This is a genomic window from Shimia sp. NS0008-38b, from assembly GCF_040370365.1.
Classification (GTDB): domain Bacteria; phylum Pseudomonadota; class Alphaproteobacteria; order Rhodobacterales; family Rhodobacteraceae; genus Shimia.
Genome location: NZ_BAABWQ010000002.1, coordinates 1,058,993 through 1,083,037, shown reverse-complemented (window position 1 = coordinate 1,083,037; position 24,045 = coordinate 1,058,993). Strand labels below are relative to the sequence as shown.

Below are 24,045 nucleotides of genomic sequence, written 5' to 3'. Positions count from 1 at the left end.
CTGGTTTCAAACCTCTGCACGCGCTGACTCGTAGGCCAACAGCGCGCGTTTTACTGGCACACCCCAATGGTAGCCGCCAAGGCCTCCGGACTTGCGCATGGCGCGGTGACACGGGATCAGCCAGCTGACAGGATTGCGCCCCACCGCGGTCGCCACTGCCCGCACCGCCTTCGGATTTCCAATCGCGCGGGCAATCTCTGAGTATGTCGTGACCTCCCCCGACGGAATGCGCATCAGTGCCTCCCAGACTTTGATCTGCAGCGCGGAGCCGATCATATAGACCGGGACTTTGGAGTGATCGACTTGCTCCGCCTGATATGCCGCCATCACCCACGGTCGCAGAAACATCGGATCTTCGACAAAGGTCGCTGCGGGCCAACGTGACATCAGGTCTTCCATGGCCTCTTCTGCGCCTGTTTCTGCCGCAAATCCAATGCCGCAAATCCCTTTCTCTGTGCCGGTCACGAGCGACAAGCCAAATGGGCTGTCAAACCAACCCCAATAAATTGTGAGCCCTGCGCCACGCTTGGCATAATCCCCGGGGCTCATGGCCTCCCATCGCAAAAACAAATCATGCAATCGTCCTGAGCCTGACAGCCCGACAGCGTTGGCAGTATCAAGTGTTGTGAAATGTTCGCGCAGCAAGACCTTCGCGTGGCCCAAGGTCAAATACTGCTGAAACCGCTTTGGCGACACACCCGCCCAACGTGTAAACATGCGTTGAAAATGTGCAGGACTCATATCCATCGCTTTCGCCAGCGCCTCCAATGACAGAACCTCATCGCCCTCATCAATCAGCGCGATGGCGCGGCGCATGACGTTATAGTGATAGCCTTCGGTCATGTCATTCATGGGTCACTCTCCTGTGTTGCCCTCACACTAGGTCGCCCACCTCAATGCTGCGACCCGAATTTTGCGCATTGACCAACCCTTGACATTTTTCACAGATGAGACATCTATGTCTCATGATGAAAAAAACCGAAACCACCATTCTTGAGGCGGGGTTCACCGTCTTCTCCGCAAATCCCACAGCCACCTTATTGGATGTTGCCCAAGAGGCGGGCATCGGCCGTGCCACGCTGCATCGGTATTTCAAAGGCCGCGAAGATCTGATGGCTGCCTTGGCCATGGCTGCCATGAAAGAACTCGATGCGGCTGTGGAGCAGGCAACCCGCAATGCACAAAGCCACACAGAAGCGTTGCGGCTCAGTCTCGACGCCATGATCCCTCTGGCTGACCGGCAAATGTTTTTGGCCAATGAGCCTTTGGATCATGTGCCTCAGGTTCTAGAGGCCTACAATCGCCAACTTGAGGAATTGGCTGAAGCTGTGGATGCCGCCAAAGACGAAGGTGGGTTTGACCGCGCCGTACCGACATCATGGATTGTACAGGCCTATGAAACGCTGACCTACGCCGCCTGGGCCGTGGTGCAAGATGAACACGTGTCCCCAGAAGAAGCCGCAGAGTTGATGTGGCGCACACTCCAGTCTGGCATAGGTGGGTCCAAACGATGATACCCGAAAGGTTCATTTCTCTCGCAACGCAAGTGGACGAGGTGTTTTTTCTGATCGGTGTCGCGATCCTTGTGATTGAGATTGCGGAGGCATGGTTCAAAGGCAATCTAAAAGGCAAAACCTGGCTTGACATGTTTGCAAGCGCCTCCACGCAAATTCCGTTCCTGCTGCTTGAAACCACAATGATGACAGCGCTCTATTTTGGGCTGTATCTGTTCAGCTCCGAGATTGTGACATGGCATTTGCCCACGACCTTGCCTTGGATTTTGCTGGCTGTCTTGTTGGCAGACGTTACGTACTATTGGGAACACCGCATCGCGCATCGCGTGCGTATATTGTGGACACAACACGCCGTGCACCACTCCAGTCGGGACTATAACATCGTCACAGCGGTGCGCTTTGGCCCGTTGGAATCGCTTTGGTCATTTGTTGCCCATATTCCCATGGTTCTGGTGGGGTTCAGCCCGGACATTGTTTTTGGGTCGGTTATCCTGGTGCAGGCCTATCAGACCTGGCTACATACAGAATTGATCGGCAAACTTGGGCCGCTAGAGTGGGTGTTAAACACGCCGTCCCATCACCGTGTGCACCATGGATGTGACGACAAATATATCGACAAGAACTATGCGGGCATCCTGATCATTTGGGACCGGGTGTTTGGCAGCTTCCAAGTGGAGGAAGAACGCCCCCGCTACGGGCTGACCACGGACTTTGACAGCCACAACCCAGTAAAGGTCTGGTTCTCCGAACTCCCCGCACTCTGGCGGGATATCAAACGATCAAAATCCGGGCGTGAGCTGCGGGGACGCCTGTTTGGGCCACCCGGCTGGAAACCCTAAGAGGCGCAACGAGGGGCGTGGGTTGCGAAACCCCGCGTCTCTCCCATATGAAAGCGCGAGACTGATCCATTCACGCGCAACCGCGAGACATCCATCTATGAGCCTTCGGGACCAAATTGGGGCGTTCATCGACCGTCCAGCTTTCCGCAACACAATTCTTGGCGTGATTCTGTTCAACGCCATCATTCTGGGTCTGGAAACCTCCAAACCCATCATGGAGGCGATCGGGCCTATCCTCATTGCGCTCGACAGCTTGTGCCTTGCGATTTTTGTGGCGGAAATTGTCGCGAAACTGTTTGTAAAGCGCGGCAAATTTTTCTCCGATGGTTGGAACATCTTTGATTTTGTCATTGTCGGTGTTGCGCTTGTGCCCGCCGCCCAAGGCTTGGCCGTGCTGCGCGCGCTGCGCATTTTGCGCCTGTTGCGTGTGGTCTCGGTGGCACCATCGCTGCGTCGTGTCATCGAAGGGCTTATCAATGCCTTGCCCGGCATGGGTTCGGTCTTCCTGTTAATGGCTTTGATTTTCTACATCGGCGCCGTCATGGCCACAAAACTCTTTGGCGCCGCATTCCCGGCTTGGTTCGGCACTTTGGGCAAGTCCGGCTACTCCTTGTTCCAGATTATGACCTTGGAAAGCTGGTCAATGGGCATCGTGCGTCCGGTGATGGAGGTCTACCCCTACGCTTGGATGTTCTTTGTACCGTTTATCTTGCTGACCACATTTGTCGTACTGAACCTGGTTGTCGGTCTGGTGGTAAACTCAATGCAGGATGCACATCACGTTGAGGCAGAGGCTGAAACCGGCAGCTATCGCGACGAGGTGCTCGCGCGTCTGAGCGACATCGAGAAGGCGCTCAAAGAGCAACACAAGCCATAAGGTGTGGGTCGAAAATCCGCGCGCGCTCTTCCTGCCTGTAGATGTTTCACTCAGGTCAGGCGACGTGAAGCCGACGCCTGATCGGATGCGTGAGGGCGATCAACACGCTGTACTTCACATCAACACAACACGTCTTTAAGGCGCGTTTGACACGCACTTGAACATCGGCAAGCCGCTGTGAGTTCAAACTTTGGCAGCCGCACACTCAGATCTTAAGATTGCGCGCAGAATCTTTGATGGCATCGTACTGACCTGACGGGCGGAACCGCCACAAATACTCGGCCATAACCGCCTCAGGTGCCACGGGCTTGATGCCAAGATCGGCCAGCCCCTGTGCGCCTTCGCTGACCACATTGTCACTTTTCAGCAGGACCAACTGGTCGCCGGTGATCACCGAATTATGCCACAGCCCAAACGTCAGTTTCTGCAAAAGGCCAAACCCAAACGCCATAAGCTTGCCCGCAAAAAACGGCAAATTCACAACGATCTTTTTGCGATGGATCACCACCAACATCTCATCAATCCAAGCGCGCAGGCTCTGCGCCTCGGGGCCACCCAACTCATAGGTGCCAGACGCCTCGCCTTTGATGCCCAGAACAGCAGCTTGCGCCACATCATCCACAAACACCGGCTGAAACTTGGTCTCACCACCGACGATCGGCAACACTGGCCCCAAACGCGCCATGCTCGCAAAGCGGTTAAAGAACTCATCGTCCTGACCGAAAATCACGGAGGGGCGCAAAATCATCGCATCTGGCATATGCGCCAGCACACCTTCTTCACCGAGCGCTTTGGATTGCGCATAATCGCTATCGCTGTCCTTGTCCGCACCGATCGCAGAGATATGCACCATCGTTGCGACACCTTCGGCGGCAGCGATACGCGCAATGCGCTCGGCACCCTCGTGTTGCACAGCGTCAAAGGTATTCTTGCCGCGATCTGACAGAATGCCAACACAGTTTACCACCGCATCAGACCCCTTCATCGTCGCTTGTACAGAGGCGTCATCTCGGATGTTGCAGAACACAGGCTCTACCTGTCCCACAGCACCATAAGGTTTGACAAACATCGCTTCGTTCGGGCGACGCACGGCAACACGCACCAACCAGCCTTCTTTCGCCATGCGACGGGCAATGTGCCGCCCCACAAAACCGGAGCCGCCAAAGATGGTGACGAGTTTGGACATGGGAAGCCTCCGCTGTTGCCTAGTCTTTGCTGAGATACCGCCCGGCGGGCCGCAGAACAAGCATCAAAGCCGCTCCCGCGGCAAGAATCCCCAGACAAATTTGCAGATTAGGTGTTTCCCTCGCTGTTCCGGGTCTCGCCATCCTCGTTTTTTTCGAGAAAAAAGAACCAGAATCGCGTTGACACCCCCTGCCCACAGGTCTAAACGCCTGCCTCACCAACCCGTGCCCAGATGGCGGAATTGGTAGACGCGCTAGCTTCAGGTGCTAGTGTCCGTATGGACGTGGAGGTTCGAGTCCTCTTCTGGGCACCATTGGAATTTCCCTTCAGACCTCTGTTTATTAACAAAAGCTTACGCCGGTCTTGTGACTGAAACACGGGGGCCACTCCCGTATTGGTCAGCGGGGCTCTGCACACACCAACCCTTTCAGATCGCCAGACGGCCCCGCACGTATGCGCGCAAATCGGCTGCGCGCCATGATGGCACCAGATGCCAATCCTCGCTTGGTTGGACAAAAATGCCGTTGCGTGCTATGAAACAGCCATTGTTTTGATTTATTTTAAGTGGTGTTGCGATGACAAATGTCGCGGGTAAGGCGTATGCAATGAATGTGCTCACGCCAAGCAATCGGAAATTTACCTGGATCAATCGGTTGCTGTTTATGATAGCGCGCGGATTGCCGGACCGCCTTCAAGGGCTTCTGGGCTTATCGCTCATTCATTTCGCACGTTGGGTGATTATCAAACCGAACCAATGGCCAGACCTTGGGCAAGGCAAGCAAAATTTGAGCCACGACTACATGCTGTTTTGCTCAAACTTCAATGGCACTTGGGATCAATACATCGATGCATTTTCAGACGGCATTCCCAACGGTCTGAATCTGTTTTGGTTCTCCGCCACAAAGTACCCGCTTTCTGTGCCAATCACTCCCTTCAAAACCTACATCACCCACAATCAGGTCACGACGGACTACTACTACAACGCAACGCCCGGCGCCGCGCAAAGAGACATCAAGACATCCGTGAAGATCTACGCCGCTCTGCTCGAGCTTGAGAGCGCGCACAAAACCCAAACGCCTGAAGAGTTTGCCAAAACCTACACCGCAGCTCTTGGAGATGTTCAAATGGGGTTGGGGGATGCAGGATTTGGCCCCGTCGCAAGCCTCAGCACCGAGCGCGCCGATATCAACCGCATCGCCTACTTTAAATAAGCGAGGTTCTCTATGCCTGATCTGGACAGTGGTCATATTTTCCTGACAACGTTCGCCCCCATTTTGGACAGCGGAGCGCAGGCCGCACAACCTGTCTCCTTCACACAAGCGGCGCGCATTGCTTTGGCAAAAATGCCGACGGCCATGCAGTCCCCCGCCACGCAAAAATCCGGCACAACCAGCCCATTTGCCGCAAGCAAACGCACACATCTGGCGCGGATGTTTGTCCTCAACGACACGATCTACAACGGGCGCGAAAGCAAAAACGCCCTATTGAGCATACTTTCCAGAGACGATCCTGCCGTCAGCAAACCTGTGGACCGGCTGAACACCTCCTACCTTGTGTTTTGCGCCGAGATTGACGCCGTGACCGAAGATGGCGCCGCACTGCCAGACCAACTCAATGCACAAGAGCAGCGAGACGTGCGCCGCTCTTATGCATGCTCTCTCTGGGAGACGATGGAAGCGGATTTGCGCGCTGTCTATGTCAATTGCGTGGGGTTTGACACCGTACGCACAGCGGATGATTTTGCCGACTATTTAGATCGATGCCACGTGCCCACAACGATGCCATTTCACGACTACTATCTGGAGCCACCAGCATTTAACAAATTGCCATGGATCTGGCTTCTGACCTTGGTCGTGGTGCCACTGCTCTTTACGCTGATTGCCTTTGCGCTTCGGATTTTTGGCGTTGGATCGATGCCCTTGATTGGTATGAACACGCTCACCGCATTCCTTTTGGGGTTGGCTTTGACCGTTGGAGCCGGAGCGCTGGCTGCTCGATTTATCCTGTCCAATGGGGACAAACCCCTGCCGCCCGCCGAATTTGATGATCTGCCGTCGGTGCTGAAGTCACTTTATTTGCAACAGCATTTTGCGGATTTTGTCGTGGAGGCTCAAGGGAGCTCTCCTCAAGATTTGCACCAACAATTCGGTGAGTTTTTAAAGACCCATAAGCCGCGCGATCGAAACGAGCCGACACAAGTTCCCGGCGTTATTGACGCGCGCAACTGTTAAGAGTGGTAGACCAGATGGCACGTAGCCTAAACCTTCATGACATTCAGGGAAACGTGGTGCGCGCCTATGGGCGGTTCTCATTTCCATTCGCCCGCTATTTCTTTTTCAACATTTCTGAGGCAAAGGCCGGACGCCGCTTTGTTGATGAAGTGCGCCAAAATGTTACCACGGCGGCGCGATGGCCTGAACAGGCGGACAAGCCTCAGTGTACGGTCAACATCGGCTTCACGTTCTTTGGTTTGTATCAGCTGGAGGTGCCGGCCCGCACTCTTAAGGGGATGCCCCATGAATTTGCAGAGGGCATGAAAGATCGCGCGTTTGTTTTGGGCGACCGTGATGTCACCAAAGTCGCGCAGGACGATCCGAACTGGGATGAGCAGTGGGATCAGATTTGGAAAGACAACCGCAAGCCGGGCACCGGTGGCGCACATGACGTTCACATTTGGATTTCTCTAAATGCGCAGCTGGAAACACCGGGAACGGATACGCCCGTTTCAGCCCTAGAGGAGCGCACACAGTGGTTGCGCGATCTTTGCGAGGCGTCCAACGGCGGTGTCCGCCTTTTGGCCACACAAGGCCAAGACGGCACCGCTGAGTATCAAGCCGCCAGTGCCGTTTTTGAGCAGCACGGCGACATATCACTGCCCACACCCAAAGAACACTTTGGCTTTGCGGATGGTATCGGAGACCCGGTGTTTGATGGTCAATTGCCGGAGACAAAAGCCAAGGACGGCGCCATCGGACGTGGCAAGTTTGTGGATGGAAAATGGGTCCCCATCGCCACGGGCGAATTCTTGCTGGGCCACCCAGATGAAAGCCAAGAGTTGCCGCCGTCCGCCATGCCGCCAGAGTTTTCTCAAAACGGAACGTTCATGGCCTATCGCAAGCTGCATGAAAACGTCAGCAGCTTTCACGACGTGATGGCGCAAGAGGCCGCGCGTTTCGCCAAAGTGATGCAAATTTCAGAGGGGGAAGCTGACGCCACATTGAGAGCAAAAATGTGCGGCCGCTGGGCCGACGGGGTGCCGCTGGCGCACAAGCCAACCTACGAAGAATGGCAGAAGTTCCGCGCAGAGAAGGATTTCGACAATAAGGATCCAATCAAAGCGCTAGAGCTTCAAATGTCCTACCTACGCAGCCCAGATGCGTCCAACTTCCGATATGCCGATGACATGCCGGGATTCAAAGTGCCCGGTGGCGCGCATATCCGGCGCATGAACACACGCGACTACCTTGATCCACTGAACAAAGGAGGTGTCGACGGTGATGGGAAACCATATCCAAACGACGGCGCCTCTCATGCGCTTAACAAACGTCGGCGTGTTCTGCGTCGTGGTCTGCCCTACGGCGCCTCCGATCCAACTCAAAACGACGACACCACCGAGCAAGGCGTGGTGATGATGGTGATCGGCGCCAGCTTGTTTCGCCAATTTGAATTTGTGCAGCAACAATGGGTGCAATACGGGCTCGACTTCCATCAAGGCAACAACACTTGTCCTATGGTTGGGGAGCACCGACATCATCAGCGCCACACCATTCCATCCGACCCTAAAACTGGAAAGCCGCCCTATGTCATGAGCAAACTCAAGACCTTTGTGGAGTGCCGCGGTGGCGACTATTTCTTCATCCCGTCCATGACCGCCCTGCGTATGATCGCCATTGGCAACGTGGACCCCACCTAAAGCATCATAAACAGCGTTCTGTTGTTTGCTTTGGCGACGCCGAAGCTGGACATCCAGCCGGACTCCCCCCTAAGTTTTGAACCAACTGTTCAACAAATGGGGTATTCCATGACGAAGACATTTTTGACCGCCGCACTCATGGCCGCCGTGTCAAGCACAGCCGTTTTGGCAGATGGCCATTGTGCCGACGGCAAAACGTTGACCGAAGGCACGCTGACCATCGCCACCGGCAATCCGGCTTACTACCCTTGGGTCATGAATGACGCCCCTGAGAGTGGCGAAGGGTTTGAGTCGGCTGTGGCTTACGCCGTTGCTGAGGAAATGGGGTTCTCCCCTGAAAACGTGGCTTGGACACGCTCTTCTTTTGATCAGGCGATTCAACCCGGTCCAAAAGACTTCGATCTCAACCTGCAACAGTTCTCCATCACTGAAGAGCGTGAAAAGATGGTGGATTTCTCATCCCCCTACTACGCCGCCCCTATGGCCGTTTTGGTTGCAGCCAATGTCGCGGATACACCTGCGACGGTGGACGCCCTCAAAGATCTCGTTTGGGGCGCGATGGGTGGCACCACTGCTGTACCTGTATTGATGAACAACATCGCGCCGTCCGGCGATCCGCTTCTTTATGGCGACAACGCTGATGTCACTGCTGCAATGCAAGCCGGCCAGATCGACGCCGCTTTGTTTGATCTGCCGACCGCCCTGTATCTCAGTGCTGTGGTAGTAGAAGGCTCAGCGGTGATTGGTCAGTTCCCAGCAGACCGCACGGAAAACCCCGACAAATTTGGCATGCTTATGGAAGACGGCAACCCCTTGAAGAGCTGTGTGGATGCAGCTATCGCCTCCCTAACGGAATCCGGGGAATTGGCTGGCATCGAAGCTGAGTGGTTGCAAGAGACCACAGGTGTGCCGCTGATCAAATAACATGACGCACAACAAAACGGCGGGCAAAACCCGCCGTCAAATCTACGAAGATCGCCTGCGCCGTCGCGCGCTCTTGATAGCGGGCTCAAGCTCTGTGGCGGTTTTCCTCGCCATTGTTTTGTTGGTGCCCATGGCGCCGGGCTGGGATCGGGTCAAAGTCAGCTTTTTCAATTGGGAGGTCTTTGTCAAAACCTTCCCGAAACTGCTCGAGGCCTTCAAACTGGACGTGGCGATTTTTCTGTGGTGTGCGCCCGCCATCACCGTCCTTGGCCTGTTGATCGCGCTGGCGCGGGACACCCGCAATCCTGCCCTGTTTCCGCTGCGCATATTGGGCGCGGCCTACACCGATATCTTCCGCGGCGTGCCCGTTGTGCTGACTGTCTATTTGATTGGCTTTGGCATCCCTGGCCTCGGTTTGCCCCGCCCATGGAATTCGCCCTACATCTGGGGCTCTTTGGCGCTGATCCTGACCTACGCAGCTTATGTTGCGGAAATCTTCCGGTCCGGCATTGAAAGCGTTCACAGCAGTCAACGCGCTGCGGCACAATCGCTCGGACTGTCCGATGCAGACACGATGCGCTTTGTGATCTTACCCCAAGCCATTCGGCGCGTGATCCCGTCACAGATGAACATGTTCATCGCCCTGCAAAAAGACGTCGCGCTGCTCAGCTTCATTGGTCCCGTGGAAATCTTTCGCCAAGCGGGTGTCTTCAAATCTCTGCTGGCCAATTTCACGCCCTATGTCGGTGCAGCGATGATCTTCCTTGCGGTAACCATTCCTGCCACACGCTATGCCGACTATCTGATCGCCAAACAAAATCGGGAGCGCAGCTGATGCCAAAACTGGCTTTGAAAGCTGTTGAGAAACGCTTTGGTGACAACACCGTGTGTGATGGTATCAATTTGACCGTCAACGAGGGCGAAATGGTCTGTCTGATTGGGGCCTCTGGGGCCGGAAAGTCGACGCTCCTGCGCTGCATCAATTTGCAAGAAACCATCGAAGATGGCGAAATTCTTCTGGATGGCAAAGACATCTCCTTGCCCGGTCTGGATCCACAACCGGTGCGCCGCCGCATCGGTATGGTGTTTCAGTCCTACAACCTCTTTCCGCACATGACGGCAGAGGAAAACGTGATGCTTGCCCCTCGCCGTGTCTATCGCAAAAGCCGCGCGTCGCTGAAGGCGGAGATCACAGACCTTTTTGACCGCTTTGGTCTCAAGGACCGCATGGGCCATTACCCGGATCAACTCTCCGGCGGGCAACAACAACGCGTCGCCATCGTGCGCGCTTTGGCAATGAAGCCAGAAGTGATGTTGTTTGACGAAATCACCTCCGCTCTTGATCCGCAACTTGTTGGCGAGGTCTTAGATGTGCTGCGCCTGCTCAAGCAAAGCGGTATGACCATGGTACTGGCCACCCATGAAATGGGGTTTGCCCGTGAAGCCGCAGACAAAGTCTGCTTCCTAAAAGACGGCAAAGTGATCGAAGAAGGCCCGCCCAGCGCGCTGTTTGATGCGCCTCAACACAAAGACACCCAAGCGTTTTTGGCGCGCGCGCTTAAGTGAGCGCACCGCCAGTCACGCTTCGGTCAGAAACAAATCCATCACATAAGGAATCGCTTTGATTTCACGCGACCGGTTGCCCGGGCGCATCTGGATCGGCTTGGTGATCCAATCTGCCCATTTCATCCGGCGACACCACTGCTGCGCTAAGGGCCAGATGCCCTCTGGTGCAGCCACCTGATAGACGGCCATGGCCTCGCGCAGCGCACCACGCATCTGAGCGGAATTGGCAGCAACGTTAAACGCAAACACCACCAAATCGCGCGCCTGCCCTTTCGGGGTGTTGTTGCGATGTTGATAGCGCTCAAAATCCAGCAACAGGACATCGCCATTCACAAGGCACATGTCTTTCGGACTCGGGCGCCCATGCGCAAATCCGAGACTGTGAAACGCTCCCAAAGATTGACTGGCATTCAACAACATATCGCGCTTGTGACCGTCACCCGCTTCATGTTGGAGACGATGCCGCAAATCCGCGCCACAATCCGGCAGCACCAGAAACTCCGGCCCATCAGCCACCAAATTCGGCACAGGCGCGTGCTTCGCGTTCATTTCGTGATAGGCCTGACGCTCACGCGCAAACGATTTTCGAGGATCGCCCTTTTGCAAGCGATAGCGAAAATTTAGGCGTTCAGGACGTTTGATCCAAAAGGTTTGCGTCTCTGTTTCAAGCCGCTCCACACGTGGCCCATCTTCTCGGGCACGACTTTCGACGAGCATCTTAAGCTCGTCTTCAACCGATATCGCTGCACTGTGTTCCATTGAGGTTATTTAGAGCGTCACCAAGACGTCGTAAAGATGTGACCAAATCGTCATACCGGCACTGGGCGACCTTTGGCCGAAATCCTTACAATCCACGCAAAACATTGAAACACCTGTTGGAAACCCGTAAGTGCATGACATCCAACACATTGAGGCTCAGATGGCTAACTTCCTCTATCAAAACGACCTGCCCGACGGGCTTGATCTGGGCCCGGTTGTGGCCATCGACTGCGAGACCATGGGCTTAAACCCGCACCGGGATCGCTTGTGTGTGATTCAGATGTCGGGTGGAGACGGCAACGCCCATTTGGTTCAGGTCGCCAAAGGCCAAACCAGCGCGCCCAATCTGGAAAAAATGCTAACCGACCCAAACGTATTGAAGCTGTTTCACTTCGGCCGCTTTGACATCGCTGCGATGTACAACGCCTTTGGCGCGCTGACCGCACCGGTCTATTGCACCAAGATTGCGTCAAAACTGGTGCGCACCTACACGGATCGCCATGGTCTGAAGAACTTGCTGCAAGAGCTTCTGGGTGTCGATGTTTCCAAGCAACAACAGATGAGCGATTGGGGCGCAGAAGCGCTGTCAGACGCACAGCTGGACTATGCTGCATCTGATGTTCTGTATTTGCACGCGCTGAAAGAAAAGCTGGATGCCCGCCTGGCCCGCGAGGGACGCACCGAAATCGCGCAGTCTTGCTATGATTTCCTGCCGACCCGCGCCAAGCTCGACCTGGCAGGCTGGCCCGAACAAGACATCTTCTCGCACTAAATCCACGGACGGACCTCGCCGCATGACCGATGCCGACAAACAGATTTTTCTGGAAACCGCCCGCCGGGTGATTTCCATAGAAACCGATGCGCTCCAAAAACTCGGCACAGGCCTCGGTCCAGAGATTGGCGAGGCCGTTTCACTGTTGCTCGCGGCCAAAGGTCGGGTGATCGTTTCAGGTATGGGCAAATCAGGCCACATCGCGCGCAAAATTGCCGCCACCTTTGCGTCAACCGGCACTCCGGCACATTTTGTGCACCCGGCAGAAGCCAGCCACGGCGATCTGGGTATGATGGCGCAAGGCGACGTGGCACTGGTGTTGTCCAACTCTGGGGAAACACCGGAACTGGCTGACCTCGTGGCGTATACGCGCCGTTTCAACATCCCACTGATCGGGGTGGCCAGTCGACCGGACTCCACGCTTATCAAACAAAGTGACGTGGGTTTGATTTTGCCAAAGACAGAAGAAGCCTGTGGCACCGGTGTGGTGCCCACCACCACAACCACCATGACACTTGCGCTGGGCGATGCATTGGCCGTGGCTCTGATGGAGCATCGCCGGTTCACACCAGAGAACTTTCGCGAGTTCCATCCCGGCGGTAAACTTGGCGCGCAACTCTCACGCGTCCGCGATCTGATGCACGACGGCGACGCGTTGCCCCTGATCACTGAAACCACCCCCATGACGGAAGCGCTCTTGGAAATCAGCCAAAAGGGCTTTGGCGTTGTGGGCGTCACCAACGCCAAAGGTGCGCTTCAAGGCATCGTCACTGACGGGGATCTACGCCGTCACATGGATGGTCTTTTGGACCGAACCGCTGTTGAGGTGATGACCGCCGCCCCTCAAACCATTGCACCCGGCGCATTGGCAGAAGAGGCCGTGGGCATCATGAATCAGCGCAAGATCACATGTCTCTTTGTGGTCGATCCTGCCAGCGACGGTGCCCCAATCGGACTGCTACACATCCACGACTGTTTGCGCGCTGGCTTGGGCTGAACACAGTGCGGCGGCGTCTGACATACTCCGCGCTGGTCGCTTGGCTGAAGGTGCTCTTGCCCTTGGCCGCCCTTGGTCTTTTGTCCACCCTTTTTCTTGTGTCGCACAAAGTTGATCTGGAAAGCGCCATTCCTTTCGCTGATGTAGAGCTGGAAAAGCGGCTGCGCGACCGACAGATCACCGCCCCCTATTTTTCTGGTCAAACCGAAACCGGTCACAACATCACTGTGACCTCGGCCACCGCCCATCCCGATCTTGAGGATTCCTCGCGCATCATCGCGCAACAAGTGGGTGCCCTACTGACCACCAAAGACGGCACCGAGTTGACCGTGACCGCCCAAGCTGGCGACATGGATGGCAGTTTCCAAGAGGTGATATTGGATGGCAACGTGGAGATATTGACCTCTGCGGGCTTCACTATCGAAACTGATGAGATGACGTTTAGCCTAGAGGATGCACGCGCGGAAACCGCTGGACAGGTGACCGCTCAGAGCGCGCTAGGCCAACTTAACGCGGGACGCATGGCACTGCGTCCTTCCGGGGAAAACAATGAAATATATTTGTTTTTCACAAAAGGTGTGCATCTTGTATACACGCCGCAAACGACGACGAGGTGACTTGTGAAACTGTTCCGATTTCTGTTGATGATAACGCTGGTTTTTCCGCCGGTGACCGGAACCGCACAAGGTGTGCAACTTGGCTTTGGCCAGACACAACAAAATATTGGTCTGCCGGTTGAGGTCACAGCCGAAAGCCTCTCGGTCAATCAAACCGATGGCAGCGCTGTGTTTGAGGGCAACGTGGATATTTCCCAAGGCGAAATGCGCATGACAGCCGATAAGGTCAACGTGCACTACAAAGAGGACTCGCAAGGCATCGACCGCCTTGTGGCCACCGGCAACGTACTTTTGGTTCAAGGCCCGGATGCCGCGGAAGCAGATGAGGCCGTGTACAGCATAGATAGTGGCTCCGTGGTGATGAGCGGCAATGTGACAGTGGCACAGGCCCAGACCACCATCACAGCCAATCAAATGATCCTGAATTTGCAAGACAACACCGCCAAATTAACCGGCCAAGTCAAAACCGTTCTGAGGTCCGAATAAAGATGACCAAACCAGAACTCTCAGTCACCGAAGGCCATTCCGGGCTGCTCGTGGAAGGCCTGCGCAAAGCCTATCGCAAACGTGTGGTCATTCGAGACTTCAGTATGGAGTTGCAACGCGGTGAGGTGGTGGCCCTCTTGGGACCAAATGGATCCGGGAAAACCACCACGTTTTATGCCGTGGCGGGCCTTTTGGTGCCCGAAGGTGGCCGTGTGTCCATTGATGGTCGGGACGTGACCACTTTGCCAATGTATCGCCGCGCCAAACTTGGCATCGGATATTTGCCGCAGGAGATGTCCATCTTCCGCGGCCTGTCGGTCGAAGACAACATCACCGCCATTCTCGACATCACCTATCGCGACCGCCACAAGCGCCGCGAGCGGCTCGAAGAGCTGCTGTCTGAGTTCTCCATCGAACATCTGCGTCGCGCCCCGGCGCTGGCACTTTCCGGAGGCGAGCGCCGCCGAGTGGAAATCGCCCGTTGTTTGGCTGCGGACCCCAAGTATTTGCTTCTGGATGAACCTTTCGCCGGTGTCGACCCGATCTCGGTGGGCGACATTCGCCATCTTGTGGCCGACCTTAAAAAGCGCGGCATTGGTGTGCTGATCACCGATCACAACGTGCGTGAGACCCTAGAGATCGTCGACCGCGCCTACATTCTGCATGACGGCAAAGTGCTGATGTCGGGCACACCCGGTGAGGTGGTGGAAAACGAGAACGTGCGTCGTGTCTACCTTGGGGACAATTTCAAGATTTCCTAAGTCGGCCAATTGATCCAGCGGAAAAACGCATAAACTTGCGCTCGATCATTGACTCTTTGCGGGCACAATACTCAAATATACCTATGACATTTGTTCGACTCCCCGCACTGACTGTTGCGGCCTTCTTACCAAGGCCTGGTCATTGGCAAGACGCACAGATGTCGATTTCCAGCATTCGGACCTAACATCATAATGGGCGCTTTAAGCCCGTGGTCCGAGATGTCATCGAAAAGGAGACAGGATGCGCTATCAGATTACCGGTAAACAGATCGACGTAGGCGAAGCCCTTCAAACGCACGTCAAAAACGAGCTTGGCGAAGTGTTAGAAAAATATGCGGGCAGACCTACGGATGCGAACATCACGTTCTCAAAACACGCCCATGAATACATGTGTGAAGCAACGGTTCACCTGTCCACCGGATTGACTGCGCAAGCCAAAGCCCACTCGACCGAAATCTATGGCGCTTTTGACGCCTGTGCCGAAAAAATGGACAAACAACTGCGCCGCTATAAGCGCCGTTTGAAAGATCATCACAAGGAACGTCAGGACCCGGTTGAACTTTTGGGAGCTTCCTCGTATATCCTCGCGCCTGAAGCCGAAGATCATGAGGCCGAGCCCGAAACCCTGCAGCCTGTCATCGTGGCAGAGATGGAAACCAAAATCCAATCTCTCAGCGTTGGCGAAGCCGTTATGCAGATGGAACTTGCAGGGTCACCGGTGCTGGTCTTCAAAAACGAAGGTAAAGACGGGCTGAACGTGGTCTATCGCCGTGAGGACGGCAACATAGGCTGGATCGATCCGCAGACATAAGCGAGCGAGCGTAAAGCGCCCTCCGGAGACACAGGCAAGATGGACCTTTCCACGATCCTCAAGCCAGAGGCAGTACGTGTTGTGACGGCTGCCTCAAGCAAGAAGCGTTTGCTTCAGGAATTTGGCGATCTTGCGGAGTCAGCTTACAAGCTGGCACCGCAACCGATCGTTGAAGCCCTGCAAGAACGTGAAAATCTCGGCCCCACAGGCGTAGGGCACGGGGTGGCGCTTCCGCATGCGCGATCCACACAAATAGATCGCGTGCTCGGCGCGTTTATCCTTTTGGAAAAACCTGTCGATTTCAATGCAGTAGATCGCCAACCCATCGACATTGCCTTTGCATTGTTTGCCCCCGAAGAAGCAGGTGTCGAACATCTAAAAGCTTTGGCCCGCGTGTCTCGTCAACTGCGCGAACCAACGATTTGCGCCAAGCTGCGCGCAAATCCTGACGCGGCCACTCTGTTCACAATTTTGACGGAAGCTGACAAAGTACAAGCGGCATAATCAGCCGCACATAGGTACATCTTACCGCGCCGCAGCCTTGCTGTCGGCGCGTTTTTATTTCCAGCTTTCAAATCCAAACGCAATATAGTCGCGCTTGTAAATCTCCTGCACCTTCTGCTCGATCTCTGCGTCATAAATTGCCTCAAGCGGCACCGGATGACCCGGATCGACAGGCATGGGATCGGGTGCATCCATGCGCCCAATCTGCATCGCCAAAGCTGGCAAGTAGCTCATCATCTCATCTTCACGCACAATCATATCGGGCAGTGCCAAATCAGCGAATCCCTTCATCGCAACCGATTGACTCACCCAATGGGCGTCTTGCCGAATCCCCGTCTGCCCGGCCAGATTCGCCTTCACAAAATCAAGGAAAGCCAAAAACGCTGCCCGATGTTCCGTCGGCCCATATTCTGGACCCGGCGGGTCTTTTGGAATCGGCATTTTATAAACCTGCCGCAACGTGCGCCGGATCTTTTTGTAAACGCCATCCTCAGCGGCCAGAATGCAGTCACAGAACGCCGCATGGGCGCGCACCACTGGATGACGCACAACCGTAAACCCACGATGAGCCTGGTGCGCCTTTTTCCATTGCCGCAGGCTCTTCTGACTGAAATCGCGGATCAACCCCTCTGGACTGACGTGATCCAGCGCAGCCATCCAAGCCTCCACCGTTGCCTGCGGTCCCGAGCGCATTGGCAGGTACAACAACGGCGCCGCAGCACAGGCCACGTAGCTGGGCACAGTTGCCCCGCGTCTGGGTTCAAAGTTGGGCGTGCGGTTCAGGTTGAAGCGGTCCAAATCGGCCAGCGCAAGGGACACCTCGCCAAAATTCTCCACCTTTTCTGACAGCGGGCTCGGGTTCTGGCGCTTCAGTTTTTGGTCCAGCGCCTCCAGCGCGCCCTCATGACCCAGAAACTGCGCCATGCCGTTCATCACCTGCACATCCTGCAGGTCCTCATACGCCACGTAAAATGCGGTCTGTCCGCTGACTTGCAGCGCCCGCATCAATGTGACCTGAAAGTCCTGCAACGCCTCCACGTGTGTGCGAAATTCCGGCCCATCAAATCTCACCTTGCTGTCTCGACGACGGCGCACATCGGTCAATTTCCATTGCCCGGTCGCCTGAGCGATTTTCCAGCTGACATAGCTGTCCAACGGATTGCGGGTCAGCACAATCTTGGCACACCGGCGATCCGCTAAAATCGTGTCCAACACGCGCGGATCGTGGTCATGGAAGTACCGAAACCCTGCCAAAGCTGTATCTGCCTTTACGGCATCAATAAGCTGCTGAGGATCAGCTGTGCGCGCGTCCAGCGTAACCCCTAAAATCTCTGTCTTGTTAGGGTAGCCAATGAAATGAGGGTTAAACGCCTCTCCGTGACACGTCAGGCCATCAAAAGCATTGATGTTGGCTTCTAGAAAGTTGGAGCCAGTGCGCATCTCGGCAAAGACCACAAAATAGTCAAAAGGCGTGTCCATACGGTCTTATTGCACCAAATAAGGTTTGCGGGGAGGTTTCTTCTGGTCTGTGTCCGTTTGTGACACAGGAAAATCCCCCATCAAATAGGGATGCATCCCCTGATTTTTCAGATTCTGTAGGAACTGACCAAAACCGGACAAATCGGTCATGCGCGGGGCTTCCGACAAACGTCGCGCCTTTTCCGAGCCAATTTCGTCAATGATCGTCTGCAGCGGTTCCATCGGTGCTTCGATAAATTCGGCCAATGTCCAAATCCGCACACGCGCCTTGGCATAGGGGCTGCGCAAAGCGTAAAGCTGATCATTTTCCAACTTTTGGAGCCGCGCGGCCTCGCTGCGGATGTCCGCAAAATTCAAATTCGACTTGAACAGTGGAATTGCCCAAGCACCACTGATCACTGACACCTGCGCATTGGGATCTTTGGCGAAAAACCACACCGGCGCGCCTTCGTCTCGTGGCCCCACCTGAAAACACTGACGCTCACCACGCGTGTTCCAAATCAGGTTGGTCAGAAAAGCGATCGAGTTGTAGTCCCGGTTTTTAGGCGTGTCACTCAATGCCCCGTTTATGACCCGTTGCTCGCCCTCAAATTCGGCACGGTCTGGCGCAAACAAATGCCCATGCACCCGCGCACCTGTGGCACGCGCCAACCACGGATGAAAATCTTCAAACAACTCGGCAAACCCATGGAACACAGAATAGCGCCCAAAGGTCATACCGTTTTCCCAACCTTCATTGGGATACCGACTTTGCATGTATAGCCCAGTGCGCCCTTTGGTGCGCCGCTCCACCGCTTTTGCAAAGATCCGGTCAATTTTGGCTGGGTTCGGCTCACTCATCTTAATCGCGCCCTCAGGGCTGCGCAAAAAGCCGTTGTAGAGCTTGTTGGCGCGCGGCCAAATTTTACGCGCCACAAAACAGTCAGACCGCCGCAGCAGCTGCAGATGGTCATCATAAAAAATGTGTGGCTTGCCTTGGAAGTCAAACTTGCTCAGCGTCAGTGACCGACTTTCGATGTTGCTGGAATAGACCCGCGACAATGTCTGAAAATAGCTTTCATCCGGAATCCATACCCGCTTGAAAAATGTGTCAAACACGTCGCGGTCAGGATCTTGCAAAATGGCCGACAAAGTTTGCCGGGTCAGACACCACCACTGGCTGCCCATATGCGGGGTAATGCCATTTGGTATCCGTCGTTTGATGCGTAGAAGCCGCTGAATATCCACCCATTTGTCAAACAGGTAGCGGTGCCGTTTCCAGGAAAACGGGAAATGCAGCGTAAAGCGCTCGTGATCCAGCCCCCCCACGGTCCACGGCACATCTGCAGTGGTGGCGCTTTCGATAAAGTCTGTCCGTGGACGCGCAGCAAGGTAGTCTTTCAGTTCCTGCACCGGCCTCAGCGGCAGACACGACCCGGATGACAGGTAGATGTGGCGCACTTCCGGGAAATCTTTGAGCATGGCCTCGCCAGCGGACTGCGACGCTGCGACAAGCCCCCAACTGCCCCATTCACACTTGTGGCGCTTACAGAACCGGACATCCGCAACGTCGCTGAGCGCATGCACAAATTTCTTATACGCCTTTGGTTTCACCGAGGCATCCACATGGATCACCACAGGACAGCCATAGGTCGTCCAATGACGGGCCACTTGTTCAGCACGATCGAGCGCCGTGTGCACCAACATCAGAATACCGACGCTCATGCCCAGTTTCCTTTGGACATCAGGCCCAGAATTTCCAACTGACGCCAGTTGATGTACTTCTCACTCCACTTACACCACAGCTCCGGGCTGTGCCGCAAACGCTCAGCATAGGCTTTATATTCCACACTGGCAGAATAGTGTTCGTTGCGCTCCAGCTCCTCTTCGGCCTTCACCGTGAACGTGTCGAGAAATTTGGCGTGCAACAGCAACCCAGAAGCCTTCTCTCCGCCCCATTCATCATAGACTTGGTTCAATCCGCGCGGCAAAAGCATGTGTGTGGAACTGGCATAGCAATACCGCCTGTTCCATTTCACCAAGGGAATTTTGTTCAACGCCGGGGCCAATTCAGGCTCGTCAGGGAAAAACACACGTGAGCGCGGCCCCCCCTGAATCCACAAGTTCCCATACATCGGGTTCTTGGTCATCGTGTAGTTGCCAGCATCAAACCAACAGGCAATCTCAAGCGGGTCCTGCCCGGATTGATACGGCTGTTCGGTCATCGGCCCTCGCGGGTACATGTCCAACAACATTGCGCTGAAGCTTTTGATAGAGCTGGCATCCAACCAATCGGTCAACGCGCGAATGGGTCGCGTGTCACAGAACGGGTAGATGAAGAATTCGTCTGGATCCGCCACCAAGCACCAGTGCTTGTGGCCATATCGGAACTGTAGCCAATTCAGCCAATCCACACCAAACTTAGACCGTTTGTAGCTTTTGCGGGTGTGCCAAACCGACACATCTGGCTGCTCCATCAAATATTCCAGCGATCCGTCATCGCTGTCATTGTCCACGATCAAAAAGTGGTTGATGCCTTTGTTGCGATAATAATCGAGGAAAAACGGCAGCCGCACCAGCTCGTTGCGCAGGGTCGAAAACAACAGCAGGTCAGACCCTTTGATCTGTTCTGTCCGGTCGACCATGCTCCGCAGCTCACGCCGCTTACGTATGGCGCGCGCGATGCGATAGCGACGTCTCACCCGAAGTCGATATGAATGCAGCGCGCTCACCGGTCTACAGTGTCCTTTCGTGTCCCCAAGGCACTGGAAACAGGGATATCACGTGACCCTTAAGACGGCGTTGAAATGCGCCTCCCAAGTTGGGGGAACGACATGTCGGCGCACTTGTGGATCAGATTCACCCGCCACACCCTGTGTGGCTGCCAGAGACCTAACAATTGTTTCCCATAGATAAACATCTGAAACGTTTGCGTAAATGGGATAATCATCAAGAATTTCGCGCATCACTGGTAACTCATTGGACACCACCGGCACACCCATCGCCGCGGCTTCCACAGGTGGCAACCCAAACCCCTCCACATGGCTTGGAAACAAAAGCCCGGACGCACCTGCCATTGTGACCGCAAGTGCCGTGTCGCTAAGGTCATTAAATTCAAGAATAAATTTCCCACGCAGGGGGGTTTGATCAAGCCGATCCAACACGCGCTTGCTCTCCCATCCCCGGCGCCCACAAATCACCAGACGGGGCATTTCATCGCCTTCGACGGTCTTTGCCATCTGCTCCCAAAGGGTCAACAGGAAAGCTGTGTTCTTACGCGGCTCTATTGTACCAACGCTCACAAAATAAGGTGACGCTACGTCAAGACCTGCCGCATTGTTCGCGAAATCGAAAAAATCGGGCTCCACACCCAAATGGGCGACTTCAATCGGCGGTACCGGACCCAGCTTTTGCATGTGCCGGGAAATGTCCTCTGCGGACACTTTAGAATTGGTCAGGATCAGGTCCGCAAATTGGCTGCACCGACGCAGGATTGCCGTGAGTTTATCCACCGCCTCCTGTGTCTGATAATGTGGGAAATCCAGTGGAATGGTGTCATGTAAAAACACCGTCACCCGCGCAGCTTCCACCGATTTGACCGCTTTGATCACCCGGTCGGTGAGCGTGGTTTGATCCACATTGATGTATACCGTGCCGGCCGGCAAATGCCGCCGCAACATTCGCCCCAAAGATCTGGGCCGTGCGCGCGCCACCGAAACCTGCCGCGCCAATGTATCCGGCGTGCGGCGTGGGCTGTCCGCACGATGTCTGACACGCGACACCAAATCCACCTTTGGCCAAGGTCGCACCCCGTCGATACACGCCAAACAAGCCTGCATGCCCGCGCGATCCAAAAGCACATACCCCAACCCCGTACGCACCAGGCCAAAGCAGGGCACCTCGTCTGCCACGATGGCACGCAGATAGGCCAAGCACACGCGGTCCACACCAGAAGGGCGGCGCCCCTGCAAAGCAAGAACACGTGTCAATTCCAGCAAGCGCGCTGTGGGATTACTTGTCGTAGTGTCCGGTCTGATGCCATTTCCATGCATCGGCAATCATCAGGTCCATAGTTGAGCGTTTGGGCTCCCACCCTAGCTCTTTCTCCGCGCGTGTCGAGCCCGACACCAACTTGGTGCAATCACCGGCGCGACGCGCACCTTCATGGCAAGGCACGGCTCTATTTGTCACCGCGCGCGAGTGGTCCACCACCTCGCGTACCGAGAACCCAACGCCAGTGCCCAGATTAAATACACGACTGCCTTTGCCATCTAACAGCCAACGCAATCCCAGCACATGCGCATCCACCAAATCACAAACATGCACGTAGTCGCGGATGCAGGTGCCATCCGGTGTGTCATAGTCGGTGCCGTGTATGGTCAGCGCGTCCCGCCGTCCATCAATCGCATCCAACATCAAGGGAACCAAATGCGTCTCAGGTTGGTGAAACTCACCCACCTCAGCCTCCGGGTCTGCGCCCGCCACATTAAAGTACCGGAAAATCACCGCATTCAGATCAAAGGCGCCCTCAAAGTCGCGCAACATATCCTCGATTGCACGTTTGGAAGCGCCATAAGCATTTATCGGCAGCTGCTCAACCTCTTCGTCAAGCGTCACATTATCGTGGTCACCATAAGTGGCACACGTCGAGGAAAAGACAAAATTGCGCACACCAGCCGCAACCGTTGCCTCAATCAAATTCAGCGACCCGCCAACGTTGTTGCGCCAATACAGGCCGGGTTCCTGCATGCTCTCACCCACCTGCGAAAGCGCGGCAAAATGAATGACTGCCACAGGTTGGTATTTGGCAAACACCTCGTCCAAACGCGCCCGATCCAAAAGATCGCCGCGCTCAAAAGGTCCGAATTTTACCGCATCTTCCCAACCTGTACTTAGGTTGTCATAGCTGACAGGCACGTAGCCCGCATTCGCCAATGTCTTGCACGCGTGCGAGCCAATATAGCCAGCTCCGCCTGTGACGATCACGTGCTGCACGATGCAGATCTCCCAAAAGTTGGTTTGTCGAGACGGGGTTTATTCCGCTGCTCGACGTGACGCAACCAGCGCTTCCAGATAAGAGGACAACTCATCACACAGGTCTTCACGCGCCAACCCAAAAGCAACGGTCGCTTGAAGAAAACCAGCTTTAGAGCCGCAATCATAGCGCTGCCCCTGGAACCGATAACCGTAAACGCCACGGTCTTTGGTGATTTCTGTCGCAATCGCGTCGGTCAACTGGATCTCTCCACCGGCACCTTCGCTTTGCTTTGCGAGGTTCTTGAAAATCTCGGGGGTCAAAATATAGCGACCGATCACGGCAAGATTTGAAGGCGCCTCATCTGCTGGCGGCTTTTCCACCATGCCTTTGACAGACACCAAAGACCCCATGTCTTCTTTCACATCAAGAACGCCGTAGGAGGAGGCTTTTTCGTAAGGCACTTCCATGGCCGCAACCATGCAACCACCGGTCTGCTGATAAGCATCGACCATTTGCTTGAGACAGCCAGTCTCTCCCGCAATCACATCATCCGGTAGGATCACCGCAAAGGGTTCATCCGATACCAAACGGCTGGCGCAAGCAACCGCATGCCCCAATCCCATGGCCCGATGCTGACGGATATAGGCGATTGTCCCACTTTCCATGTTGGTGGCTTGCAGCTCGGCCAACAGGTCTGTTTTGCCCTTTTCGCGCAGCGTTTGTTCAAGCTGTGGCGCGTGATCAAAGTAGTCCTCAAGCGCACTCTTTCCACGAGAGGTTACAAAAATGAATTCCGTTATCCCAGCTTCTCGCGCTTCGTCGATTGCGTATTGGATGAGCGGGCGGTCCACCAATGTCATGATTTCTTTGGGCACCGATTTGGTAGCAGGCAAAAACCTTGTTCCCATCCCAGCGACAGGAAATATGGCTTTGGTTACCTTACGTTGCATACGCTACTCACTTTCAATCTACAATTCTCATGCCGTCCTACATTACGTGTAGAAGGCAAATGCTCTAAATAAAATTTACATCCGGCCGATAACACGAACTATTTACCAAAGCCACATGAGGCCAGCCAAGATTT

General features: G+C 55.0%; 25 protein-coding genes and 1 tRNA gene. 17 read left to right on the top strand and 9 right to left on the bottom strand.

Annotated features, from left to right (window positions below; genetic code table 11):
• Positions 1 to 6: 6 nt before the first annotated feature.
• Positions 7 to 852, bottom strand: coding sequence for a methylated-DNA--[protein]-cysteine S-methyltransferase (locus ABWV47_RS11370; protein WP_353311801.1), 846 nt, complete (start codon positions 850 to 852; stop codon positions 7 to 9).
• A gap of 113 nt (positions 853 to 965) precedes the next feature.
• Between ABWV47_RS11370 and ABWV47_RS11365 the strand changes: the two genes are divergently transcribed.
• The 3 genes from ABWV47_RS11365 (at position 966) to ABWV47_RS11355 (ending at position 3,230) form a co-directional block, all read left to right on the top strand.
• Positions 966 to 1,514, top strand: coding sequence for a TetR/AcrR family transcriptional regulator (locus ABWV47_RS11365; protein ID WP_353311799.1), 549 nt, complete (start codon positions 966 to 968; stop codon positions 1,512 to 1,514).
• A complete protein-coding gene (locus ABWV47_RS11360; protein ID WP_353311797.1) occupies positions 1,511 to 2,353 on the top strand; it encodes a sterol desaturase family protein in 843 nt (280 codons plus the stop codon). Before ABWV47_RS11365 ends, ABWV47_RS11360 begins: the two co-directional genes overlap by 4 nt.
• 97 nt (positions 2,354 to 2,450) lie before the next feature.
• Positions 2,451 to 3,230 carry an ion transporter gene (locus ABWV47_RS11355; protein ID WP_353311795.1) on the top strand — a complete coding sequence of 260 codons (780 nt, stop codon included), beginning with the start codon at positions 2,451 to 2,453 and terminating at the stop codon, positions 3,228 to 3,230.
• Positions 3,231 to 3,435: 205 nt separating this feature from the next.
• Here ABWV47_RS11355 and ABWV47_RS11350 read toward each other — a convergent pair whose 3' ends face one another.
• Positions 3,436 to 4,416, bottom strand: coding sequence for a complex I NDUFA9 subunit family protein (locus tag ABWV47_RS11350; protein ID WP_353311793.1), 981 nt, complete (start codon positions 4,414 to 4,416; stop codon positions 3,436 to 3,438).
• Positions 4,417 to 4,641: 225 nt separating this feature from the next.
• On the opposite strand from ABWV47_RS11350, the gene ABWV47_RS11345 reads away from it, so the two are divergent.
• The 7 genes from ABWV47_RS11345 to ABWV47_RS11315 all read left to right on the top strand — a co-directional run bounded on the left by ABWV47_RS11345 (position 4,642) and on the right by ABWV47_RS11315 (position 10,818).
• Positions 4,642 to 4,728: transfer RNA gene (locus ABWV47_RS11345), tRNA-Leu, on the top strand.
• Between the two features lie 262 nt (positions 4,729 to 4,990).
• Positions 4,991 to 5,626, top strand: coding sequence for a hypothetical protein (locus tag ABWV47_RS11340; protein ID WP_353311791.1), 636 nt, complete (start codon positions 4,991 to 4,993; stop codon positions 5,624 to 5,626).
• Positions 5,627 to 5,638: 12 nt separating this feature from the next.
• On the top strand, positions 5,639 to 6,646 hold the full coding sequence (locus tag ABWV47_RS11335) for a hypothetical protein (protein ID WP_353311789.1): 1,008 nt from the start codon (positions 5,639 to 5,641) through the stop codon (positions 6,644 to 6,646).
• A 14-nt stretch (positions 6,647 to 6,660) separates the two neighbouring features.
• Positions 6,661 to 8,328, top strand: coding sequence for a Dyp-type peroxidase (locus ABWV47_RS11330; protein ID WP_353311787.1), 1,668 nt, complete (start codon positions 6,661 to 6,663; stop codon positions 8,326 to 8,328).
• A gap of 108 nt (positions 8,329 to 8,436) precedes the next feature.
• Positions 8,437 to 9,252, top strand: a complete 816-nt coding sequence (locus ABWV47_RS11325) for an ABC transporter substrate-binding protein (RefSeq protein ID WP_353311785.1) — start codon at positions 8,437 to 8,439, stop codon at positions 9,250 to 9,252.
• 1 nt (position 9,253) lies between these two features.
• On the top strand, positions 9,254 to 10,087 hold the full coding sequence (locus ABWV47_RS11320; protein ID WP_353311783.1) for an amino acid ABC transporter permease: 834 nt from the start codon (positions 9,254 to 9,256) through the stop codon (positions 10,085 to 10,087).
• The gene (locus ABWV47_RS11315) at positions 10,087 to 10,818 is read left to right on the top strand and encodes an amino acid ABC transporter ATP-binding protein (protein WP_353311781.1); all 732 of its coding nucleotides are present in this window, start codon (positions 10,087 to 10,089) and stop codon (positions 10,816 to 10,818) included. Before ABWV47_RS11320 ends, ABWV47_RS11315 begins: the two co-directional genes overlap by 1 nt.
• A gap of 12 nt (positions 10,819 to 10,830) precedes the next feature.
• Here the strand turns inward: ABWV47_RS11315 and ABWV47_RS11310 are convergent, their stop codons facing one another.
• On the bottom strand, positions 10,831 to 11,577 hold the full coding sequence (locus ABWV47_RS11310; RefSeq protein WP_353311778.1) for a BUD32 family EKC/KEOPS complex subunit: 747 nt from the start codon (positions 11,575 to 11,577) through the stop codon (positions 10,831 to 10,833).
• 160 nt (positions 11,578 to 11,737) lie between these two features.
• Here ABWV47_RS11310 and ABWV47_RS11305 point away from each other — a divergent pair, with 160 nt between their 5' ends.
• The 7 genes from ABWV47_RS11305 (at position 11,738) to ABWV47_RS11275 (ending at position 16,525) form a co-directional block, all read left to right on the top strand.
• A complete protein-coding gene (locus ABWV47_RS11305; protein WP_353312094.1) occupies positions 11,738 to 12,349 on the top strand; it encodes a ribonuclease D in 612 nt (203 codons plus the stop codon).
• A 22-nt stretch (positions 12,350 to 12,371) separates the two neighbouring features.
• Positions 12,372 to 13,346, top strand: a complete 975-nt coding sequence (locus ABWV47_RS11300) for a KpsF/GutQ family sugar-phosphate isomerase (RefSeq protein ID WP_353311776.1) — start codon at positions 12,372 to 12,374, stop codon at positions 13,344 to 13,346.
• A gap of 98 nt (positions 13,347 to 13,444) precedes the next feature.
• Complete coding sequence (lptC, locus tag ABWV47_RS11295; RefSeq protein WP_353311774.1) at positions 13,445 to 13,963, top strand: LPS export ABC transporter periplasmic protein LptC; 519 nt, start codon at positions 13,445 to 13,447, stop codon at positions 13,961 to 13,963.
• Between the two features lie 27 nt (positions 13,964 to 13,990).
• A complete protein-coding gene (lptA, locus tag ABWV47_RS11290; protein ID WP_353311772.1) occupies positions 13,991 to 14,449 on the top strand; it encodes a lipopolysaccharide transport periplasmic protein LptA in 459 nt (152 codons plus the stop codon).
• 2 nt (positions 14,450 to 14,451) lie between these two features.
• Positions 14,452 to 15,210 carry an LPS export ABC transporter ATP-binding protein gene (lptB, locus tag ABWV47_RS11285; protein WP_353311770.1) on the top strand — a complete coding sequence of 253 codons (759 nt, stop codon included), beginning with the start codon at positions 14,452 to 14,454 and terminating at the stop codon, positions 15,208 to 15,210.
• 241 nt (positions 15,211 to 15,451) lie between these two features.
• A complete protein-coding gene (gene hpf, locus ABWV47_RS11280; RefSeq protein ID WP_353311768.1) occupies positions 15,452 to 16,021 on the top strand; it encodes a ribosome hibernation-promoting factor, HPF/YfiA family in 570 nt (189 codons plus the stop codon).
• Between the two features lie 39 nt (positions 16,022 to 16,060).
• Positions 16,061 to 16,525, top strand: a complete 465-nt coding sequence (locus tag ABWV47_RS11275) for a PTS sugar transporter subunit IIA (RefSeq protein WP_353311766.1) — start codon at positions 16,061 to 16,063, stop codon at positions 16,523 to 16,525.
• A gap of 54 nt (positions 16,526 to 16,579) precedes the next feature.
• Here ABWV47_RS11275 and ABWV47_RS11270 read toward each other — a convergent pair whose 3' ends face one another.
• Genes ABWV47_RS11270 through galU form a run of 6 tightly spaced genes read right to left on the bottom strand, consistent with a single transcriptional unit; the run spans position 16,580 to position 23,911 of the window.
• Complete coding sequence (locus ABWV47_RS11270; RefSeq protein WP_353311764.1) at positions 16,580 to 18,004, bottom strand: sulfotransferase family 2 domain-containing protein; 1,425 nt, start codon at positions 18,002 to 18,004, stop codon at positions 16,580 to 16,582.
• 6 nt (positions 18,005 to 18,010) lie between these two features.
• A complete protein-coding gene (locus ABWV47_RS11265) occupies positions 18,011 to 19,708 on the bottom strand; it encodes a DUF5927 domain-containing protein (RefSeq protein WP_353311762.1) in 1,698 nt (565 codons plus the stop codon).
• Positions 19,705 to 20,715, bottom strand: coding sequence for a glycosyltransferase family 2 protein (locus ABWV47_RS11260; protein ID WP_353311760.1), 1,011 nt, complete (start codon positions 20,713 to 20,715; stop codon positions 19,705 to 19,707). Before ABWV47_RS11260 ends, ABWV47_RS11265 begins: the two co-directional genes overlap by 4 nt.
• A 48-nt stretch (positions 20,716 to 20,763) precedes the next feature.
• A complete protein-coding gene (locus tag ABWV47_RS11255) occupies positions 20,764 to 21,981 on the bottom strand; it encodes a glycosyltransferase family 4 protein (RefSeq protein WP_353311758.1) in 1,218 nt (405 codons plus the stop codon).
• A 13-nt stretch (positions 21,982 to 21,994) separates the two neighbouring features.
• Entirely contained in the window at positions 21,995 to 22,978 is a 984-nt protein-coding gene (galE, locus tag ABWV47_RS11250; protein WP_353311756.1) for a UDP-glucose 4-epimerase GalE, read from the bottom strand.
• A 39-nt stretch (positions 22,979 to 23,017) separates the two neighbouring features.
• The gene (gene galU, locus ABWV47_RS11245) at positions 23,018 to 23,911 is read right to left on the bottom strand and encodes a UTP--glucose-1-phosphate uridylyltransferase GalU (protein WP_353311754.1); all 894 of its coding nucleotides are present in this window, start codon (positions 23,909 to 23,911) and stop codon (positions 23,018 to 23,020) included.
• Between the last annotated feature and the right edge of the window lie 134 nt (positions 23,912 to 24,045).

What these genes read in the sequence shown, in the direction of transcription:
- ABWV47_RS11365 (WP_353311799.1), top strand. Translation starts at nt 966, where the DNA reads ATGATGAAAAAAACCGAAACCACCATTCTTGAGGCGGGGTTCACCGTC.
- lptB (WP_353311770.1), top strand. Translation starts at nt 14,452, where the DNA reads ATGACCAAACCAGAACTCTCAGTCACCGAAGGCCATTCCGGGCTGCTC.
- ABWV47_RS11320 (WP_353311783.1), top strand. Translation starts at nt 9,254, where the DNA reads ATGACGCACAACAAAACGGCGGGCAAAACCCGCCGTCAAATCTACGAA.
- ABWV47_RS11275 (WP_353311766.1), top strand. Translation starts at nt 16,061, where the DNA reads ATGGACCTTTCCACGATCCTCAAGCCAGAGGCAGTACGTGTTGTGACG.
- ABWV47_RS11335 (WP_353311789.1), top strand. Translation starts at nt 5,639, where the DNA reads ATGCCTGATCTGGACAGTGGTCATATTTTCCTGACAACGTTCGCCCCC.
- galU (WP_353311754.1), bottom strand. Translation starts at nt 23,911, where the DNA reads ATGCAACGTAAGGTAACCAAAGCCATATTTCCTGTCGCTGGGATGGGA.
- ABWV47_RS11325 (WP_353311785.1), top strand. Translation starts at nt 8,437, where the DNA reads ATGACGAAGACATTTTTGACCGCCGCACTCATGGCCGCCGTGTCAAGC.
- ABWV47_RS11340 (WP_353311791.1), top strand. Translation starts at nt 4,991, where the DNA reads ATGACAAATGTCGCGGGTAAGGCGTATGCAATGAATGTGCTCACGCCA.
- ABWV47_RS11300 (WP_353311776.1), top strand. Translation starts at nt 12,372, where the DNA reads ATGACCGATGCCGACAAACAGATTTTTCTGGAAACCGCCCGCCGGGTG.
- ABWV47_RS11305 (WP_353312094.1), top strand. Translation starts at nt 11,738, where the DNA reads ATGGCTAACTTCCTCTATCAAAACGACCTGCCCGACGGGCTTGATCTG.
- ABWV47_RS11360 (WP_353311797.1), top strand. Translation starts at nt 1,511, where the DNA reads ATGATACCCGAAAGGTTCATTTCTCTCGCAACGCAAGTGGACGAGGTG.
- ABWV47_RS11355 (WP_353311795.1), top strand. Translation starts at nt 2,451, where the DNA reads ATGAGCCTTCGGGACCAAATTGGGGCGTTCATCGACCGTCCAGCTTTC.
- ABWV47_RS11310 (WP_353311778.1), bottom strand. Translation starts at nt 11,577, where the DNA reads ATGGAACACAGTGCAGCGATATCGGTTGAAGACGAGCTTAAGATGCTC.
- ABWV47_RS11270 (WP_353311764.1), bottom strand. Translation starts at nt 18,004, where the DNA reads ATGGACACGCCTTTTGACTATTTTGTGGTCTTTGCCGAGATGCGCACT.
- hpf (WP_353311768.1), top strand. Translation starts at nt 15,452, where the DNA reads ATGCGCTATCAGATTACCGGTAAACAGATCGACGTAGGCGAAGCCCTT.
- ABWV47_RS11330 (WP_353311787.1), top strand. Translation starts at nt 6,661, where the DNA reads ATGGCACGTAGCCTAAACCTTCATGACATTCAGGGAAACGTGGTGCGC.
- lptA (WP_353311772.1), top strand. Translation starts at nt 13,991, where the DNA reads ATGATAACGCTGGTTTTTCCGCCGGTGACCGGAACCGCACAAGGTGTG.
- ABWV47_RS11370 (WP_353311801.1), bottom strand. Translation starts at nt 852, where the DNA reads ATGAATGACATGACCGAAGGCTATCACTATAACGTCATGCGCCGCGCC.
- ABWV47_RS11315 (WP_353311781.1), top strand. Translation starts at nt 10,087, where the DNA reads ATGCCAAAACTGGCTTTGAAAGCTGTTGAGAAACGCTTTGGTGACAAC.
- ABWV47_RS11350 (WP_353311793.1), bottom strand. Translation starts at nt 4,416, where the DNA reads ATGTCCAAACTCGTCACCATCTTTGGCGGCTCCGGTTTTGTGGGGCGG.
- ABWV47_RS11265 (WP_353311762.1), bottom strand. Translation starts at nt 19,708, where the DNA reads ATGAGCGTCGGTATTCTGATGTTGGTGCACACGGCGCTCGATCGTGCT.